Source organism: Paraneptunicella aestuarii (genome assembly GCF_019900845.1).
Taxonomy (GTDB): domain Bacteria; phylum Pseudomonadota; class Gammaproteobacteria; order Enterobacterales; family Alteromonadaceae; genus Paraneptunicella; species Paraneptunicella aestuarii.
Genome location: NZ_CP074570.1, coordinates 3,388,927 through 3,411,987 on the forward strand (window position 1 = coordinate 3,388,927; position 23,061 = coordinate 3,411,987).

Genomic DNA, 23,061 nt, shown 5'->3' on the forward strand with positions numbered 1-23,061 from the left:
TCTAGCCTTTTATAGGGTGAAAGCCAGATACAATAACTTCTCCTGTAGCTTTGCTTACACCAAGATAATATTGAAAATTAATACCACCTGCGCTGCTAGTAAATATTCTTGCCCCTGTTTCATTATAAGCTTGCACGGCCTCTTTAAAGTTTTTCGAAACAGCGGCCTTACCAAAATCAACAATTTGTTCATCAGAAATTACTGACGGATCATATACTGTTTTCGGATCTCTTGGAGGTTCTTTTCCTACAACTTTGTATTCGATCTCATATATACCCGGTCTTATTTCAACCTTACTAATAATCTCTACATCACCAGATTCAACTAAAGAATTAAATTCATCCATGTTATGACCACCACTTACATTTTTACCTTTAATTTTAGGGACTATCATATGCTCTTCGAGAGAATCCCCCATTTTTGTATCTTGCCTTTGACGAAAAGGTATTTCGTCAACAGATGTATACGATTGATGCCCTGCCTCAGAATCAGTATCAAACGACCCGTGTTTAGATCCACCAACATCATCAACCTTCTTCGCAATCGTATCTTTAATCCCTTTTACAATAGATTTGGTTACCTTGGCTGCGCCTACCGCTCCACCAACTAACGCTACAATCTTGGCTGTGATTCGACCGAGATTCTCACCCGCTTCATTAGCACCGTCCCAACCTGCAATCTCAAGTTGTTCTTCAAAGTTCTGCAAGAGCTCCTGAATTTCTTTGACTTCGTTTTCTGCAACTTCTGCCAGTAAAGCCGGATCATCCACTATCGCTTGTAATGAATCGACCAGTTGCTGAGGGTTAGCCAGCATATCAACCAATCCAACCAATTCATCAACAGCTTCTTTACCTACCCCTTCAACAATACCCGCTGTCACCGCTGCATTCTGCATTTGGGAAATATAGGTGTACTCTAGCTCAGCCTTCATTTCACAGCCGAAATTACCATTACACTCTTCCTTGGCTGCTTCCAGTTGCTGTTTTTGATTCTCCGACAGGTAATAATACATATCTGTTGGGTCTTCATTGGCAAACTGTTCATTGTTCTGAACAATCATTTCATTGCTGGAATTCGTTTCTATCCACGCTGAGTCAACCGCAGAATCACTTCCTGTATCAACAATGCCGTTATAATCCAGTTCTTGATCCATGACAATTTCTGCCACAGCTCCCAAAAACTCAGCACCAGACTCACTTTCTCCAGCAATATGCGCCACTTCATGACCAATCGTATTGGAAATAGAACCAGCATCGCTAATCGATGTACCGTCCTCACCGTGGTTCACATAGATAGTATCTTCACCATCTGTCGCACCACGGATAATGCCCAGTTCATTCAGAATAATCTTCAACTCAGCTTCGGTTTCAACACCAAATGAATCCAGCATTTGTTGGCTCCAGGCTTGCTCCGCTGCTTGAACCGTTTCCGCTGGATAGTTTTCAGGATTTGCCAATACATCCAGATACTCAGGATGATTTTCAGCATATGCCCAACCCGCAGCCTTAAGTTCTGAACTTTGTAAGGCTTTCTCCATTCCTTCTGGAATATTGCCATTACTGCCATATTCAACTATCGCATTAACAACCAACCCGCCAAGGTCTGCCCCCCGCTCAAGATTGTTCACTGCATCCATGGCATTACTGCCGTAGTTACTCACGCTGTTTTGCCAATTTTCCAATGTTTCCGTTGGATTGGTCACCGAGTTCCATGATGAGTCGGTGTAATACACTTCCACACCATCAGATTCATCCCGCGTGGTTTCCTGTGCGATGTCAATATCACGGTTCAGGTCGCTGATATCCTGGTCGGGATTATCACGAATAGTGATAACGCCTTCGCCTATGGTGGCGCGGTTTATCTGCTCCTGGTCGAGGTTGCTGTAGTTACCCTGTACACTGTTGATTGAACCGGTTGAACCTGTGGCATTACCGGTATTTTCAGTGTGAACATTGCCTGAGCCATCTTCCCCCGCAAAACCAACACCGACGCTCACATAGAAACTACTTTCGTTGTTGTAACCTTCAATATCGCTGTATCCCAGCGTTCCTGTATCAAGGGCTAATTCACCTGAATCACTGTTTATGTAAGCGCCATCAACCTGCGTATGACCACCAACATAAATATCCATTTGACCATTGGTGTTAATGCCACTTTGCTCATCGACCCAATGAGTTTCACCTTCGGTTTCTCCATAACCAACAGAGGCTGAGAATCCCCCCATGGAAACACCTGCAGACACATTCCATTGCTCCCCTGAAACCTCTCCGGTATTGGTAACCGACGCCACCGTTAAATCGCCACCTACATGCATACTCGCTGTATCAGCATTCACTACGCCACCAACAATATTGGTATCGCCTCCGGTCACAACGGTTAAATGTCCACCTGCATTGACATGGCTATTGGTCTCGGTTGTTGCCGTACGGTCAAGCTCGCTTCCACCCAATCCGGCATCAACATACCAACCTGCCTGACCTGAGCTGGATATACCAATACCTGCGCCCGCATTGAAATGACTGGAGTCGCTTTCACTATCATAGTTTGATGTGGCGCTGGTAATAGTCAGTGAATCGCCCGCGATAAAGGTCATATCAGCATTGGCATTAACATCACTGCCTTCAATCAGAATGTCATCGGTGGCAGCCAGTATCATGTTGTTGCCAGCGCTCAAACCACTTCCAACAGCATAGGTACTTTGACTATTGTTATCGCTTTGTGAGCCTGACACTTCGACACCAATGCTGGCGCTATCGGAGCTGGCGCTAATACCCACACCCGCTCTGAGTGTGTCTGAGCTGCTTTGGTCGTTATACGTGTCGTGAACCGCTATCACATTGATATCAGTAGCACTTACCATCAGGTCGTTAGCGGCATTAACCTGGCTGCCCGCAATATTTACATTGCCATCAGCCAATAACGTGACATTGCCACCGGCATTCACTGTGGAAGCCACATTGGTTGTTCCCTGCGCGGTATATTCGGAGGTAGTGGTTTCAGTACCAAGGAATGCACTGGCTTGAGGACCACTTAAGGTAGAATTTACGGCATCAACTGCTTGTAGAACGCCTGAAACATTACTGACAGCATCACCGCCCTGACCAACATTTTGAATAGCATCAACGGTATTGCCAACATTATGCTGTACGCTAACTGTCAAACCTGTTCGAGTAAAACGCTCTTCCTGTTCCAGTCCATTGTATGCAACACCAGACACAATATTGATGTCATTACCCGCCTGCATCAACACATCGTTTACCGCATTGATATGGCTACCAATCTGATTAATGTTTTCACCTGCCACCACGGTAACATTGTTACCAGCGCTTAACGTGGTACTGACAATCGTGGTATCAGTAGTCACAACACTATATTCTTCGGTTTGCGCACCAGCAAAAACACTTACGCCATTATCATCACCACTGAAACCAATACCTATCTTGGTTTCTTCATCTTTAGAGGCACTGCTGCTACTGCTTTCTCCAGCAACGATATTGGCATTGCGACCGGCATTAATACGCAGGTTTTCTCCCGCAACAACTGTAGAGCCGACAATGTTGACGTCTCGGCTTGCAGTTAAATTGACGTTCTCTTCGGCAATAAAGGTACTACCAACATATTCCGTCGTTACCTGAGTATTTTCCTGTGCTGTTTCCTTGGCAACAGAAAGGAAATTATCACTGAAACCGAGAGACAAACCACGTTTACGACTTTCTTCGTATAAGCTACGAGTTTGCTCTTCTCCCAGAATATTCAAATCTGCATCTTTGGCTTCTTCATTACCAAACCCGGCACGTGCATCAATGTTTTGACCACTAATGTGACCAGCTAACACATTGATGTCGTTTTGAGCCAACAAGGTGATATCGCCACCTGTATGCAATTCAGCATGTCCAAGGTATTGCACATCTTCCTGTGACGTTTTTTCAGAGCCGAATAACCCGCCAAGATAACTCTTCTTCGTATAATGAAGTTCAGATTCCCATTCTTCACCGGATACAACATTCATCTCGCCCTGGGTATAGGCAAACAAATCCCCACCAGCGGCGATTTGTGTGCCTTCCATCATAATGTCGCCCGAGTTAAACAAACGCATTCCGCTTTCGGTTTCCTGGGCATTCATATTGACATTGCCACCTGCAATGATGGTGGTTCCTTCATGCGTTACTTTGGTCACTTCATCAACAGTGACTTTTTTCGAGAAAGTGCTTTTCTTGGTTTTCTTGGTTTTTGTGGAATGAACTTCTGTGACGCCCATCAAGTTCATTTCATTGCCAGCGGCTAAATTGACATTGCCTCCGGCAAACATTTCCGTACCTTGGGATTCCAAATTATTCCCTGCTGCAATGCTTAGGTTTCCACCGGCATCAAGGCTGGCAACATCCCAGGTAGTATCGTAATGCTTGTCGTAACCGCCTTTAAACTCTCGCTCAACATTAGTGGTGTTCTCTATTGCACCCAAAATGACATCATTTCCGGCATACAAGCTGATATCACCCGATGCATTGAATCGACTGCCGGTAATATCAATATTGTTACCGGCATTCATGCTTAAGCTGTTTTGCGAAATGATGTTAGCGTCTTTGCCTCCCCATGCCATTTCAACGCGGTAATTACCTGCATTATTTTCATAATCAATGGAGTATTGTTCTCTACGATTAATGATGTCATTGCCCGCAGCCAATTCAACATCGAAACCAGAGATTGTTGAGCCAGCCATATTGATAAGGTTATTACCCGCAGTCAGACTGGCAAAGCCATCGGAATGTATGCTGGAATTATTAATCAGGTCTCCACCCAGAGAATCCATCCACAGGAAATTACCTGAATTAATCGTGCTGTTATTGGTCAGGTTGCCTTGAGCAATTACATCAACAGAAGCCGCACCATTAATCGTGCCGTTATTGGTGAAGTTACCTCCAACATCCAACCAAATATCTTCGCTTTGTAAATTCAGCGTATTGGTAAAATCCACACCGGTTTGCAGACCAATTAGACTGTCACTATCAATGAAAGTGGTATTAATAAAGTTAAGAGCACCTTCTGCACTCAAAACGACTCCGTTTTTACCTGAAATACCAGCATCAATACTGATATCACCCGTGCTGGTAATATCAATACTGCCACCCGCACTGATAGTCACACCGTCTTCCAGCAGGTCGTTTTGTGATATGGCGGAATACAGGACATATTCACCATAGCGGATATAGTCTTCGTTAAAGCCAAGTTCTCCGGTTAATACCGCGACTTGTTCTTCAGTCATGAAGATATTTTGCGCAACTTCCACGTCACCTTGAGTCAAGCCGACGCTGGCAAGGCTAAAGGGCGCAGGTGGTGCGCTATTTTGCTCGTTCGACGGATTGCTGGTTTGTGCATATTGTTCATTCTGGTTTTGCTGCTGTTGCTCCATGGTATAGAGGGTTTGCTCAGCAGCGCGGTCAATTTCTTCGATAAAAGCAGGGTTGTCCAGGTCGTCCTGCAATGGTTTTTGCAGGAATTCATCGCGATTTTCAGCGTTGTAATCCAAATCTGGTGCATCGTTAACGATGGTAATACTAACATCAGGATTACCTTGACCATTGGTATATTCCGCTTGCGTTCCAGAAGAGACTAAAGTCATATCCCCCTGGTATGGCAATATGGCAACTTCATAGTGCTGGTCTTGAGTTTCACCTTCAACGGGCATCAAAGAGCGAATGTTGTCTTGATCGGTTGGAATAATGTCAGGTGTAGTGTATTTGTCGTTAAAAACAGGCGCAGAACCACTTTCATCGGGAACAATTCCGACAACAACAGGTTTAGGCTGTACAACCGATATCAGGCTTTTCTCTATCGGTGCATCGTCTTCGGGATCCGGGATAATACCACCAGAGTTAATAGCAGGCTGACCATCCACAATGACCTGATACACATCGTCATTGGCGGATTTTTGTGTAGCACCAGAGGTATCAACAACCACAACGCCAGTATTAACCGTTCCGGGTGTCACAACCACATCGCCAACGGTTTTATCACGAGGTCCAGGTAATACAGCAGTTTTAATTTCAATATTGGAACTGACATTCAACGCCAATGTTGCCAAGTCCTGATTCGCGATGTTATTGCCATTTTGCTGATTATCCACAAGCGGGTTGTCGGTGATCACCGCGGCTTTGACATCGGTACCATTACGATCTGCGCCAGTACCACCTACAGATATCATTTGTGGATTTTCTGGTACCAGAATGGGGGTTTTAGTCACATTATGAGCATTGCTACCCGGAGCACTACCTGTTCCAACAACGACAGCGGTGCTGAGTGTGGCTTCACTATTGCCTACAACAGCAACCGTAATAGCAGTTTGAGTATTACCCGTTTGATTATTAACAACGGTTTGAGTACCGCTGGAAACAACCGAGCCAGTTTGAGCAACAACAGCAGTTACCGCATTGGCTTGAGCGTTACCGGTACTCACTTGTGAAGCTTGCCCTGCGGTGGTTGCGACAACGCCATTGGCAGAAGTATTACCCACAGAAACAGAAGTATTGGCGGTGGAAGCCGTGCCATTAACAGTCAGATTTTGACCCGTAGTGCTCAACACTGTACCGCTAGAGCTACTGGTTGAAGCCGATTGACCAGATGTACTAGACGCCCCGCTTCCTCTTGTTGCGGAACCTGCGCTGCCACTGGCTGTAGTAGCAGCGGTGGAGCCGTTGGCGCTGACAGGACTGGCATCGTTGGAATTAAACCCATCGACATTGCCTCTAATATTACCTCCAGCAACAACAGTCCCATATGCGCCACCGGTATAGGTGGTTTCTTGAGATGAGCCGGTGACCGTTTCAGTGGTAGTAATAGTGCCGGGCTCTGCGCAGCCGGTTTTAGTGCCTCCCCATGCTTGCAAACAATCCCAGTAATGTTTTACCTGAATAGTTTCAACATCGGTTTCCACTCGGTTCTGAATCGAATTATTGGTCAGGTTTTGCGACAGAACGATGTCACCTCCAGCAGAAATGGTGCTGTAGTTGTTGGTCGTTTTGCCCGTTAAGGTCAGTGTATTCCCTGCTGCGATAACGCCCGCAGTTCCACTTGCAGAAGCGGTGTAAACCGTAGATGTGCGCACTTCTTTATCACGGTACCAGGTTGTTCCATCTCCACCCGGACTATTTACCGGACTCCAAAACGCGCCATTACCATCCGTGTATTCACTGGTGGTGGTGGTCGCACCTTGAGTAAAGCTGGTGGAGCCGCTTCGGTTATTGTTGATGGTACCGGTCAACGAAAGGTTTCCAGCCGCCGTAATTCGGCCCGCATTATTGGTGATTGTGCTACCCGTAATTTTGCCGTTGCCACTGGAATAAATAGAGCTACTGTTAGTGACTGAACCATTAATATCCAACTCCGATGAAGCGTAAATCAGGTTGGTATTATTAACGCTGGCATTAATTTTTGTGGTTGAGCCTGCAACCGTACCGCTATTGCTTAAGCTACTGCCGTTAACCGTTAAGGTAGAATGGCTACTTAAAGAACCACTGTTGTTGATGGTGCCACTAAAGCTAAGGGTATTGTTGCCACCGGATTTTAAGCTGCCTGTATTGGTCAGGTTAGTACCTGCAACGCCGAGAGTTCCGGATGCAACCACCGTTCCGCTATTGCTAACTGCGCCGCCAGTAGTGATATCAACATTACCAGAAGAGCTGATAGATTCCCCTGAGCCAATCGACAATCCACTGCCCAGATTAATATCAACATTACCGCCGTAGATTGAACCCACCGACAGGGTGCTGGAGGTCAATGTAACTGTACCATTCGATTGAATTTTACCGGAACCATTGCTAAGCGCATTCGCTTGTACCGTAGTTGCGGTAGCACCAGAAAGGGTTCCAGTGTTAGTGACTGTGCCGGTGGCATTAACCGAAAGCGCACCATTACTACCGACAGTGCCGCTGTTAGTTAAACCGGAAGCGGTAATGCTATTGCTATTCTTGCCAAATACGGTGCCGGCATTATTCAGCGAAGACCCGGCATTCATGTTCAATGCACCGTTAGAACCAATATAGCTGCCAGTAGTGCTGTTTTGAATGCTGCTACTGTTGAAGGTTAAAGCCCCGGTTCCAGCCAAGGCGATTGTGCCGCCATTGTTATTTAACGCACCGGTATTCAGAGTCAGATTAGTGCCATTTGAAGCGATCTTTCCGCTACTGTTAGTCACGCTACCATTGGCAGACAAAGTGCTATTACCCGTACCAAACGCAACGATATTACCGCTGGTATTTTGTATCGTAGTACCAATATTCAAGTCGAAGTTATTACCCTGAATATTGCCGCTCGCGTTATTCAGCGCACTACCTGCGTCAATATCAATGGAACCGTTAGTGAGAATAGAACCGCTACCATTAGCAAGATTTGTCGCAGCAGCAATTTTTAATGTTCCCGTGCCACCCAGTTTGATTGCGCCACCAGTGTTATCAATATGACCAGAGGTTGTGCTGACAGAAAGGCTACTTCCTGATGACTGTATCGTACCATTGGTATTGTCAATGCTGGTGGCGGTAATGCTCGCAGCACCAGTACCTGTTGATGTGATGGTACCGTTGTCGTTCGCTAAAAAGCCCGATTTAAGATTGAGACTCTGCCCCTGAATCAAACCACTACTGTTGGTGATAGTTCCAGACGTATTTATTCCCAGTGTTCCATCAGCAATAAGCTCCCCGCCCTGGTTGTTAACAGCGGTATTAATTTGCAAACTACCTTCGGTGTACAACTTGCTGTTGCTGTTGGTAAAGGTTCCTGAGCTATTGATGATCATTCCGGTTTGAGCATAGATACCACCGGCGCCAGACACACTGCCCATCAACTTGGCGGTACCTGCCGTAGCGATTGTACCACCGGCAACATTCACGCTACCTTTGTCACCCAGGGTTAGTGCGCCCGCTCCCGCATGGGTAATAGTGCCAGTATTGGTAATATTGCCACCAAAAGACATGGAGCTGCCTTTACTGTAGATATCACCGGCATTATTCAGATTGCTGACATTCAGGTTCATTGCCCCAGCGCCAGTACCAGCTGCAACTAAAATACCGCCCGAATTGTTATTGAGGTTGGTTCCGGTGTAAGTGCCATTAGCGCTTTCAATTCGTCCAGTATTGGTTAACGTACCAAAGCCGCTGATAGCTAAAACGTCTGAGGAAACATTGCCACTGTTCGTGATAGTTCCAGCAGCAATCGTCGCACTATCTGCACCGTACAAGGTTCCACTATTGGTAAGGCTTAGCGCATCAATGCTGAGCACACCAACTCCAGCACTATTAGCAACAATATTTCCAGAATTACTGACCGATTTACCGCTGGCATTGATATCAATATTTTTGCCGACCAAGACACCCGCAGAGTTATTGCTTAAACCACCATTGATAGTGAGAGTATTGCCCGCCTGAAGACTGGAATTATTGGTAACGCTGGTGGCATTCACTTTTAGATTTGCCAATGAAGCAATAATACCGCTATTGGTTAAGGTGCCTGATTGACTCACAGTGAAAGTGCCAGAGCCTTCATGCAGAAGCTTACCGTTGGTGTTGGACAAATTATTGAGTGATAAGCTCCAGTTATTCGCTTTCGTGCTCAATACACCGCTGTCGTTATTAATCGCCGATACGCCGGTTAACGACAACGAATTATCAGAGCTACTAGTGGAAACAACCTTACCACCCGAGTTATTCAGCGAAGCGCCTTTAAGCGTAACGGCTCCACCATTGATCACCCCGCCACTGGTATTGGTAATGGTTTGGGTTGCATTCAGTGTCAGGTTATTTGCCTGCAATGCACCGGCACTGTTACTGATGTTTGTGGCAGAAACCGTTGCTGTACCATCGGCCTGTAATACACCACCGTTATTGCTGAACAATGAACCAGCAGAAATCGACGCATTACCATTGCTGCCCATAGTGCCGTTGTCGTTATCGACAGAGCCAGAGCCAGAGCTAATTGTCAACTGACTACCTTGTGCGAACATTGTTCCAGAGGTGTTATTCAGTGAACCACTTCCGGTATTCACCGACAACGTTCCGCCCGAAACTACATTGCCGCTGGTATTATTTAGGGAAGAAGCCGAAATAGACAGGTTGCTACCGGCCTCAATTTTGCCACCGCTACTACTAATCGTCCCGGCATTGATACTGGATTGACCAGCGGCATAAAGCACACCACTGTTGTTGTTCAAATTACCACTATCAAAATCCAGCGTGCCTTTTGTAAACACCATTCCGGCATTGTTATTAAATGCGCCCGATTGCTGAATATTAAGCGTCCCGGTTCCCTGATGACGGATCTGTCCCCCGGCATTGCTAATAGTACCTACATTAGCCAGATTCAAATTCTGACCACGAGACTCAACGACACCGCCGTTGTTGGTCAAAGTACCATTAACATTCAAATTCAAACTATTGGCAGAAGTGCCTGTGCTTAACAACATACCATTGCTGTTGTCGAGGCTATTGGTGGAAATGCCAAGCTGGCTCGCCTGCAACGTCCCGGCTTTGTTGCTGATAGTGCCAGCATTAATAGTGGCGATATTGGCCGAAATCACGCCGCTGTCATTGCTTAAACTATCCAATGACAAATTCACTGTTCCAGCGGTATCAATAACACCGGAATTATTGTTAAGCGAATTGAACCCGGTAAGTGCCAGATTACCTGCTCCAAGATGCTTAATATTGCCACCCTGATTCAGCAAACTACCACCTTGAATGTTCATATTGTTGGCAGCAGAAACCATCACGCCACCCGCGCTGTTATCAATGGCACCATTAACATCAAGGTTGAACTGATTACCCGCCGAGCTAATCTGACCGCCCTTGTTATTCAGGCTATCAGCGGTCACATTCAGGTTATTTCCAGCGTGGATCTTACCGCTCTGGTTATTCAGGGTTGACGGGGTCAACGTCAGGTTATTCGCAGCCTGAACAATACCCGATTGGTTTGATAAAGAACCTGAGCCAGTGATATTGCCCTGGCTTAATAGTCGCCCACCATCGTTATCAACATTGGTGACCGTCAACGTACCATTGCTAAGTAAAATGACTTCGCCGTTACTGTTATCCAGAGCAGTACCCAGATTTAACGCCGTACCCGCACTTTGAAGCACACCGCCCTGATTGCTCAGCGCGTTTGTTGTCACAATACGCAATGATTCACCGCTGGTTCCTGTTGCAGATAACAAACCGCTGTTATTGTTGAACTGATTGGTAGTAACCGTAATTTGCTGGCCATTGACTGCGCCAGCATTATTGAAGTTTGTCGCATTCAGATTCAGCGTATTCGCTTGTACAACACCGCTATTATTTAAAGTGGCAACATCAAGTTGCAACACACTGTTAGTGCCAATAGCGCCGATCTCGCCACTACTGTTAAGTGTTGTCGCAGACAAGGTCATTGGCTGTGCGCCATTATGTAGCAATACGCCACTACCATTATTAATAGTGGCGGCGGTAATCGAGAACGCTCCACTATCGTTATAAATCAGGCCCGCGTTGTTGCTTAGCGTATCAGTAAGATCCAGCGCTAATCCCTGACCAGCAATCACCCTCCCCTGAGTGTTGGTCAAAGAGGCGGCTGCCAGATCAACACTACCTTCTGCCAACAAGCGTCCATCAGTATTGTCGATCGCATAGGGTGTTGAAATATTCAGATCACCCGAAGCCTGAATTGCACCAGCATTATTGTTCAACGCAACCCCGGCAGTTTGACCTTGCAGATCAAGAACAATATTGCCAGCACTGCCAATAAAACCGCTTTGGTTATTCAGTTGGGTATTGCTGGTAATGCTTAACTCACCGCTGCCCATGTGACGCAATACGCCACTTTGGTTGTTGATATTTTGATTATTAATAGTCCAGTCAGTGCTATGAACTTCCAACTGTCCACCAGCACTGTTATCGAACGTATTCTGTAAATTTAGCGTGAAGTTTTCACCTGCCGACAGCACCAAACCGCCCAGGTTACTCATGTTGGCAACATTAAGCACCATGCTGTTGGCAGTTTCGATACTACCGCCATTATTGTTGACGTTGTCACTGGTTAAAGTGAGATCATTGGCACTAATCAAGGCTGCCGCATTGTTATTAATATTGGCAACATTCAGATTCAAAGCATTTTGAGAAGTTAACGCGCCACCATTGCTGTTATAGCTATTCGCCGTGACCGCCAATCCGCCAGCCGTAGCAATAACACCGGCGTCATTATTTATTTGTGCGGCGTTAATCTGAGTATTGGCTGCCGAACTATTAATACTGCCGTTGGCATTCAATAGATTGTTGGCAAGGTTAATGGATGTGCTACTTCCCTGAGTGCTGATACTGCCGTTCTGATTGTCCAGATTTTGCAAATCCAACCCCAGATTGCCGCCGTTACGAATTAACCCGGCATCGTTGGTCAAAGTGCTTGCGGTAATCGACAAATCATTGTTTGCCTGAATTAGACCATTGCTGTTATCCAGATCACCGCCTTGAACCACTAAATCATTATTTGCATGAACCCAACCGTTTTGATTGGTCAAAGACTCAAAAGACAGAACACCGACACCGGCATGAATGATTTCACCACTGTTATTCACTGCCTCGGTGAAGGTTAAGTCTGTGCCGTGACTTTGAATACGACCACTGTTGTTCACACCGTTAAGTGTGTTGATATCCAACGACTCACCTGTGGTTCCAGTTGCCAGCAATACACCCTGATTAGCGAAGTCATCAGTGTTAATCGTGACTTGTTGCCCCTGAACAACGCCATCATTATTGAGAGTATTGGTTGTCAGGTTCAACTCACTTGCGGTGACCGTACCTGCGTTGTTTAAGGTACCAGCATTAACATTAAGCTGTTGATTGGCGCGAATAACGCTGTCTGTGCCAGAAATAGTACCTGTGGCATTGAGGGTTAATGCGTTGTCACTTAATTGGCTGATTAAGCCTTGAGTATTGTTGATATCACCCGCATTGATCACTGCCGTCGTTCCAGTGGTGACAATGCTTCCCTGAGTGTTGTTCAAACTGTTGGTTGCAGTTAGCAATAACGAATCATTGGCTGCAATCAAACCATTGCTATTATCCAAAGAAGCCGTGTTCAGCGTTAAACTGTCACTGCGAATATCACCGGCGATATTCGAAATCGTATTAGCCGTAACGCCTACGTTACTGCCCAGTATCTGACCCGCATTGTTGTTTAAATTAACAGTTTGCAAATCAACAACATTGGCGCCCAATAAACCGCCAGCATTGTCCAGAGATTGAGCGGCATTGATGGTTAAATCGCCGTTATTTAATACTGCATTTAATACCGCTATTTCTCCAGCCTGGTTATTCAAGTTATCAACCTGAATTTGAGCCGCAAGCTCGACTTGAATATCGCCATTGGCGTTATTAAGTAAGGTAGCGGCGATATCCAGTGAGCCATCAGTACGAATCAAGCCATCAACATTGCGTAGTTCATTTAGCGTGTCCAGAGTCAGCACTCCGGTTCCTAAATGCAGCAAACTGCCATTTTCGTTATTCAGCTCCAGATTCGATAAGCTGAAGTTTTCACCATAACTGGCGATCACACCGGAGTTGGTAATGCTTGATGAAGTAATCGTTAAGCTGTCGCCGACTGTACCTGTTGCCGCCAATAAACCACTGTTGTCGATACTACTGGCGTTGATATTGGCCGTGACTGCCGCTAAATCGCCACTATTAATCAGGCTATTCGCAGTAAGGGTCAACTGAGCAGTGTCGATATTGCCCTGATTATTGACGTTGGTACTTTGAATATTCAGTGTTTGAGCACCAATGTCGCCACCGTTGAGTAAGTTCTGAGACTGAATATTCAATTCAGCATTAGATAAAATCTGGCCTGCATTGCTGTTATCAATCGATGTTCCGTTAACGATAAGCTGATCGCTACCTTCATGTTTGATAACACCTTGCTGGTTGTTCAAATCAGCAGTTGAGATTTGCGCAATTTCACCCGAGCCGTGAATAGTGCCAGACTGGTTATCAATGCTGGTGGTTGCTTGAATATTAAGGCTGGTTCCTGTCGTACCGTTCGCCAGAACCAAGCCGTTTTGGTTGTTTAAGGTATCGGTGGTCAGCGTTAAATTACTATCTGCCAGCAACAGTCCATTGGTGTTGATAATGTTTTGAACATCAGCGCTTAGATTATCAGTAATGATACGCCCGGCCTGATTATTTAGCGTAGAAGCGGTCAGATTCAAATCGCCGCTGGTGTAGATCAAACCCGCTTGGTTTTGAAGTGTATTTAAGGCATCAATAGTCAGCACGCCTGTACCAAAATGCAGAATATCGCCAGCGGTGTTGTCGATAGTCATGTTCTGCAATTTAAGCTGTTCACCGCTACTAACAATGGTTCCACTGTTGCTCAGGCTATTCGCCAATAACTGTAATGATTCGCCTTGTGTTGCCGCAGCAGCAATACGCCCAGAGTTGGTCAAGGCATCCAGAGATAATTGAATGGTGTCGGCTTCAACCAGTCCCTGATTATTAAGAGTCTGGGCGGTCAGACTAATATCATCAGCCAACACACTTCCGGTATTGCTCATGATGTCGCTGGTTAGTTGAGCCTTGGCAACACTGATTTCACCCGCATTCAAAAGCTCTGTACTTGTAGTGATTAAAGTACCGTTACTGGACAACACACCTGCGGCTAAATTGTGTAGCGTAGCTGCATTAATGGTCAGTTCACCTGTACCAGCATGTGCGATATTGCCTGAATTAGACAATGTCGCAGCACTAATACGGGTAGCGTCACCCGCAGAATAAATATCGCCTGTATTGCTTAGTGTATTTGCAACAGCAATGTTCATTGCATCGCCTTGCGTAGAAAAGGCTGAAATATTGGCATTGGCACTGTTGTTCAGTTCATCGGCAGTAATGCTCAAGGTATCTGACTGAATACTGCCTTCATCATTGTTTAGCGTGTCAGTTGTCAACGCCATGGTTCCAGCACTGACGATTGCTCCCTGATTAGTCAGAGTTGTAGCTTGCGCTGTTAATGAGGTTTCTGTCTGAATAGTACCGGAATTTAGTAAAGTAGTAGCTTGCAGCTCTGCCTGATCTGCTTGCAGACTTCCTGCATTGATTAAGGTTTGGCTATTGATTGCCAATTGCTCAGCCAGCACTTGACCATCAACGTTATTGTTCAAAATAGCGGCGTTCAGATTAACGCTATTACCCGAAATCGAGCCATTGTTTTGCAGATTAGTAGCGGTCAAGGTAAGCGTGCTATTGGCATGTAGCTGACCAGCTTGAGTATTGTCGATATTGGTAATATTCAGGTTGGCATTCTCAGCCGCAACCTGACCTTGCTGATTCACCAATGACTGAGCAGTGATAGCCAAATCACCTTGCACTTGCAGCACACCGTTGCTATTCGCCAATTGGTTGGCATTGATAACCGTCTGCAGACTATTAGCAGCAATAGTCCCGGCTTCATTGTTTAACGTATTAGCAACGTCGATGCTCAGAGCATCAGCACCTAAAGCAGCAATACTGCCTTGGCTGTTATCCAGCGCTTGAACATTAATACCCAGAGCTCCCGTTGCTTCGATCTGCCCCAAGGTGTTAGTCAAGTTGGTCGCATTAACCTGCAATGTTCCATCTGCCGCCAGTTGACCCGCATTAACAAGATCTGTGACATTCAGCAATGTATTAGCAGCATTGACCGAACCGGCATTGTTAAGACTATCTGCAGTAACGTTCAAATCGCCCGCGACGATTTCGCCCGTGTTCTGGTTATCAATAGTGCTAATTGCCAGATTCATTTGCCCCTGACTGCTGATCAGGCTACTTGATGTCAGATTGGTCGCGTTAATCGTCAGACCTGCGTTTGAGGCAATAGAACCACTGCCAGAATGGGTGATATTGGCAGCATCAAGTTGCAATACGCCTAATCCGGCATAGTGAATATCACCGTTGTGATTCAGAATTTGATTAGCAGTAATAGACGCATTTTCACCTGCGCCGTAAATCAGGCCGTCGGTATTGGTCAAAGAGCCGGAAAGCTGAATGTTCAGGGAAGTACCTGTCGTTCCCATTGCCAATAACTGTCCCGCAGTGTTGTTTAAATTGGCGGCATTTAAGGTAATTTGAGCGGCTTCAATCTGACCATTCTGGTTATCAATCAGGTTGGTTACCAGCAACTGCAATAGTTGTTCGCCCAACAACGTGATTTCACCATTATTGTTGGTTAAATCATTTAATTGAATATTGGCGGCATCGGCGATCTGCAACAGTCCATTACTGTTGTTCAAGCTGTCGGCGGTAAGCTGTAGCTGCCCACTGGTGATAATGCTACCAGCTATATTTTGCAGTTCACCTAACGTATCAAGGGTTAATACGCCAGTACCAAAGTGCAACAGGTTTCCGGCATTGTTGTTGATTGACGCATTTTGTAATGCGAAGTCCTGACCGTTGCTGGCAATCGTACCGGTATTGGTCAAATCAGACACATTCAGACTCAGGCTTTCTTGTTGCGTACCGGAAATAGCCAAAGTGCCGCTGTTATTAATAGTTGCGACATTAATCGACGCGGTTTGAGCACCAATAGTGCCGCTATTGAGTAACGCATTGCTGTTTAAAGACAGGTTTTGTGCCGCAGAAACCGTGCCGGAATTATCAACTTGAGTAGCTTGAAGATTAAGCGTGTTAGCACTTAACGAACCGACGTTGTTTAACGTGTCTGAAGTTAAGGACAAAGTACCATTGGCAGAAATAGAACCGGTTCCAAGGTTATCCAGTTGTGTTGCTGTCAAGGCTAACTCGCCATTTCCAGCTAAATTGATTTGTCCGTTGTTGTTAGTTAAGACTGGGGTAGTGATAACGCCAGATTCACCGGCACCAAGGATTTGTCCATTGCTATTATTCAGACTATTGGCTATTTGCAGATTGAGCGATTGCCCAATGTCATTCGTCGCCAGTATTTGCCCAGATGTGTTGTTCAATACATCTGCTGTCACCTGAATGTGGCTACCAACCAACGCACCATTGCTATTGTCGATACCTACTGCGGTGATATTTAAGACACCGCCCGCATTAATATTACCTTGAGCATTGTTCAATGACGTTAAGGTCAGGTTAGACGCATTAGTTGATTGAACCAGACCTTGGGTGTTAGTCAGTGTTTCAGCCACTAAATCTAACTGACCATTGCTGATAATCTCCCCCTGGTTATTATTAAGTTCTGCCAAGGCTTCAATACTCAGTACACCCGTTCCCGCATGAACAATAGAGCCTGACTCGTTGTTCAACGACAGATTAGTCAGGTTCAGGTTTTCACCTTGGCTAATAATCAACCCAGAGTTTGTCAGGCTGTTGGTGGTAATTTGTAAAGACTCTAGCTGTGAACCTGTGGCGGAAAGCGTACCTGAATTATTGATAAGGGGGGCATTGATGCTCAGTTGCTCCGCCTGAATCAATCCTTCATTCGCCAGGTCATCTGTGGTCAATGTCATTTGACCGCCAGCCACAATTTCGCCAGTCCCTGTGTTGTTAATATCTGTGACAGTTAAATCCAGATCGCCCGCAATGTTCAGATTACCATTAGTATTCTCAAGGACTGCTGCACTGATACTATTTGTTGCACCAGCACTGGAAATCACCCCATCGGTGTTGGTAATGGCATTGGCGACCTGCAATTGAATGCCTGTTCCATCAGCATCAAACGCGGCTATTTGACCATTTTCGTTATTTAACGCATCAATCTGGATATTGATGCCACCACCATTCACTTGCCCTTGCGAGTTATTCAGCTCTTGTGTGCTAATGTTTAACTGCCCGGCAACATCAATCACCCCATTTTGGTTAGTGACATTAAGCACCGTGATATCCACTTGCGAGCTATTAGCCTGAATAACACCATCGTTATTATTCAGCGTATCGGCGATATTAAATGTAAGGGCATCGGTTCCCTGCAAAATAATACTGCCCGCTTCATTATTCACATCTTGCAAATTGATGTCGGCACTTTGCGCAACGCTCAATACCCCTTTACGGTTATCCAGTGTTTGAGCATTAAAGACCAATGAACCATCGGTACTAATGACACCGCCCTGATTATTCAGATCATTAAGCGCCTCAATCGTCAGCACACCTAAGCCCTGATGCACAATACGGCCATCCTGATTATTAATGTCCATATTGGTCAGGCTAAAATCAGTGGCATTAGTGATGATGGCGCCTTGATTATTCAAGCTTTCGGCAGTAAGGGTAAAGGTGGTTGAACCATCCTCACCAAGCACTTGTATATAGCCACTGTTATCAAGATTGGTGAGCGCTATTGTTGCCGTTTGTGCATCGATCAAACCCGAGTTTGTCAATGTTTCAGCATTGAGTGTTAATTCTGTGGCTTGCAAATCGCCGCTATTGGAAATAGTAGTGGTATTGATATCAACCAATGTGCCAGAAACAATACCTTCACTGACGATATCGGTAGCCGTTAATTGCAAACCGGCATCAGAGACTATCTGCCCTTTACCTGTGTTGTCGATAGTCGCACTTTCTATGTTTAGGGCGCCGTCACCCGACTGGCTGATAACACCATTTAAATTGGTAAGCGTTTGCGCATTAATACGGGTTCCTGAACCGCTAATACTCAAGACACCATCGGTATTATCAAATTGCTCACCTGCATTAATCACAACCGTACTGTTATTGATTTGAATAGTACCGTTTTGATTACTCAACGAACTTGTGTCGATAGAAACATTACCAGCAGAATTTTCATTCCCCGCAACCAGTACGCCATTGCTATTGATAAGCGTACCAGCGCTAATGTTTACGTCTGTCGCAGAAAGCGCAATTGTGCCTCCTGAGTTATCTAAACTCCCTCGAACATTCAGTGATGAAAGACTGCCACCTTGCCCGTTAATGGTGCCATTGTTGTTTTGAAGGGAGGAAGCTGTGATGTTTAGCGCACTTCCTGACTGCACCACGCCTTTAGTGTTATTGAAGCTGGATGTACTGATTGTCGCTTCGCCGCCAGTCACTATCTGCCCATCGGCGTTATTGATACCATTGGAGTTCAGCACCAAAGAACCATCGGTATAAATTAATCCTGAACGATTATCTAACTCCGATTGAAATTCAAGACGCAACACTCCCGAACCTAAATGAACAATCTCTCCACCGTTGTTATTGATGGTGATTTGTGACAAGTCAAAACCATTACCGCGACTTTCAATACGCCCACTATTATTAAGACTGCCAGCATTGAGAGTGAAGGAATTAGAATGGGTTCCTGTGGCTAGCAATAAGCCCGCGTTATTAATACTGCCGCTGTTAATGGTTAGGCTCGAGCCATTGATGGCACTGCCATTTCCAACATTTAATGAATTAGCATTCAGATTGACTTGCTGCCCATTAACCAAGCCATTTAGCCCCAAATCAAACTGATTGGTCTTAATATCGACCTGATTAGCAGCCTGGAGCGTTGCCCCTTGAGCATTAATGTTACTGGCATCAATGGCGAGATCATTTTCCGCAACGATAATGCCATTTGTCGTGGTGAGGGTATTGGTTTGAATATCCAGATTTGCACCTGCAATCAAATTACCACCGGAATTGCTTAGTTGTTGTGCGGAAATGGATAAGTTATTGGTAGCCGAAATGCTGCCTTCTTCATTGTTTAAAGAAGTGGAGTTCAAAACGGTATTGGTTGCAGCCGCAATAGTGCCTTGCTGATTATTTAATGCTGTGGCTGTAATGCTGACATCAGCGTTTTCGGCATAGATAGTCCCGGAGGTGTTATCGATCTCTTCAGCATTTAAGACTAACGCGCCATCATCGGACTGAGTGGCAACCAGAACGCCGGAATGATTATTGATGCTTTGAGCTGTGAGCGAGATCTGTTCTGCAACCAGTCGCCCACCACTGTTATCAATCTCATCACTTTCAAGATTAATCACCGTTGCGCTGATTTGACCATTTTGGTTGATGAGGCTGTCAGCATTAATTGATGAACTTTGAACGCCCTGAATCACACCGTCATTATTGGATAAAGTAGCAACATCAACACTGATATTATTGGCAACAAGGGTTCCCAAATCGTTGTTGAAACTGTCACCTGATATTGAGAGGCTTCCCAGTGCGGACAAGATTCCTTCATTGGAATTAATCGTTGTTGCGCTAATACTCATATCACCGTTAGTCACCAACGAACCCGCGACATTACTCAAAGTAAGCGCCTCTATCGTTAAGACACCCAGGCCAACATGCGCAATACGCCCCGCATCATTGTTTAGGCTATTGGTATTTAAGGTAAGATTTTCTGCATGGCTTTCAATGGTTCCGTCATTACTGTTATCAATGGATTCACTGAAATCAATAGCTAGTGCAATATTGCCCTGCTCGTCCGCCGAATCAGCATTTTCATCATCCGATGCCGCTAATTGAGCAGCGATAATACCGCCCTGATTGATCAAGGAATTACCTGACAAGGACACATTTTCACCAAACAATGTGCCGGCACTGTTATCCAGTGAATAGGCTGAAACTGTTAATGTTTCTGCGGTAATCAGGCCATTTTCATTGCTCAGTGAACCTGCATTGATTTGCATTTCAGTGGTGGCCTGGATCACGCCATCGGTATTCGCTAAAGCATCCAATACCTCAAGGCTTAAAACGCCTAATCCGGTCAATGCAATGGTTCCAGAGCTGTTATTTAGAGAGTTAGCACTGATATTCAAATTCTGACTTTGCGACAGAATAACACCCGATTGGTTATTCAAATCGCCACTTAACGTAATATTGAGCGCATCAGCTTCCGTATCCAGGCTGATAATCTGGCCTTGCGTGTTATCAAGAGTCACGCCCTCAATATTCAGATTATTGGCTTGCAGTGTTCCTTCAATGTTAGTGATTTGCTCACCTGAGATACTCAACTCACCAGCACTGATGACGCCCGCATTGTTACTAATATCAACACCGTTCAGGGCAATATTGCTATTACTAAGAAGCTGTCCGTTGTCGTTATTAATATCATTAGCAACAATGTTGGTGCTTCCCTCTTCCGCCAGCAGAAGAATTTGCCCTTGTTGGTTGGTAAAGCTGTTTGTCTCAATAGATAAATTGGTTGTGGATTGAAGAATACCGTTGTCGTTGTTAATGGATTCACTAAAAGATAACTCAGGAGCATTTTCACCATTGAAAATCAGGGTACCTGAATTCTGCAATTGCTCACCGGAAATAGAGGTGTTCTGCTGAGTTTGTAATGTACCGCTGTTAGCTAATGTGCCTGTTTCAATGGTTAACTGTCCATTAGCCAGCCACTCTCCGGCATTGCTAACAGATTCAACAGCGTTAACATTTGCAGCTCCTTCATGGGCGATTAATCCCGCCTCAATATTAATCTGCTGATTGGTAATATTAAGTTGCCCGTCGGCACTGGACTGGTAAATCAAACCACCCGTTTGATTCAATTGCTCGCTGGTGATGGTGATATTTTCAGCCTGAATCGTGCCCGAGTTGGTTAAGGATGTACCATCAAGGGACAAATCACTTGCCAGCAACAATCCCTGATTCTCCGCCTGAGCAATGTTTCCGGTTACTGTATTCGATTGAATAGTACCCGTTTCAGTATTCACTAATCCGTTGGCATTGATATTGACTTCACCCAGGCTGAGCATAGTCCCGGTATTAACAATGTTGCCCTGCGCATTGAGAGAAATATTAGAAACATTAGTTAGCTGCCCTTGCTCATCAATTCCGGCATAAAGCTGCCCATTCTGGTTCACATCATTAGCGGTAACAGTAATATCTGAGTTTGAAGTCACTGTTCCGGTATTTTCAAATGTCGCGCCAGCGTTAATTGCGACATTTTGCCCATGAGTGCTACCACTCAATATCACATCGCCATTGACCGAGTTGATTGAGGCTTGCCCGTTGGTGACGGTATCCTTGAGACGAATTTGGCCATCGACAGTTAATTCCAGCTGGTTAGTGGAGCTGATTAAACCGTCACTTCTCACACCTAGCCCGGCTTGTGTACCAATCAACTTAATACTGTTGACGTACATGGAACCTAGCGCTGAGGCATCTAATGCAAATAGGGGTTGAGTTTCACTAGCCTGATTAGCAAGTTGACGGACTTCTTCTGATTGATAACTAATGTAGTTATTGCCGGTATAAACATTAAGTTCATTGGCATACAAAGCAGCATTCAGGTACATAGCCTGAGTCAAAATATCAAACTTGCTGATATTGGAAGCATTTAAGCCGTAACCATCAATAACCACACTACCGGAATTAATATTGAAACCGAGTAATTGCCCACCTTGAACATCGGCAGCACCTGTTGCAAAGGTCACTCTGGGGGTATTGATAAAACCACAGCCATTACAGGTTATGCCGTTACGGTTGGCTAAAACAAACTCTGCTGAATCGCCTAATATTTCGGTGAACCCCAGCAAGGTAGAAGCCGAACCACCTGTTACCTCAGCCAAAATAATGCTAGCCGTGCCGCCAGCCAAACGGCGGTTACCGTCGGTCCAGCCACCCAATTGAGAAATGATAGGATCCAGGCTGTTATTCAGGATTAAACCGTTTGCATCAACATTAAACTTGCTGAACAAGTTATGGGATACACCCGCTTGAGAAGCCTCGGCAATATCAATTACCGTAGTGCCATTCGCGGATTCTTTCATTCCCATACCATCGCCAACGGTAGGATCAATCTCAATACCGGTTGATGAATTCTGTTGTGGCAATGCAAATGCTGCTTGCTGCTCAGCCTGAGCGCTTTGAGCAGCTTGTGCTTGCTGTACCGCTTGTGCTGATTGAGTTTGCTGAACTTGTTGCTGCGCCTGTTGTTGAGCAATCTGCATCTGAGCATTTTGCACTTGCTCAGAGTTGCTGGTTGGAATATACCCCTGACCATACACACCCGTTTGTCCAATACGAACCAAACCATGTAAATCCTTGTCTGTATTTAATACTCCAACAACACCTTTAGCCGCTACAACCGCCGGGTTTAGCAGCATAATCAAAGTCAGAAGTTTTGCAGTCAATTGCTTGGCGTTATTACTCAACATTATGATTTACCGTC

At 45.4% G+C, this 23,061-nt stretch carries 1 protein-coding gene; it reads right to left on the reverse strand.

What is annotated here, in order from left to right; all coding sequences use genetic code 11:
- Position 1: 1 nt before the first annotated feature.
- Positions 2 to 23,047, reverse strand: a complete 23,046-nt coding sequence (locus KIH87_RS12915; RefSeq protein WP_232358281.1) for a hypothetical protein — start codon at positions 23,045 to 23,047, stop codon at positions 2 to 4.
- Between the last annotated feature and the right edge of the window lie 14 nt (positions 23,048 to 23,061).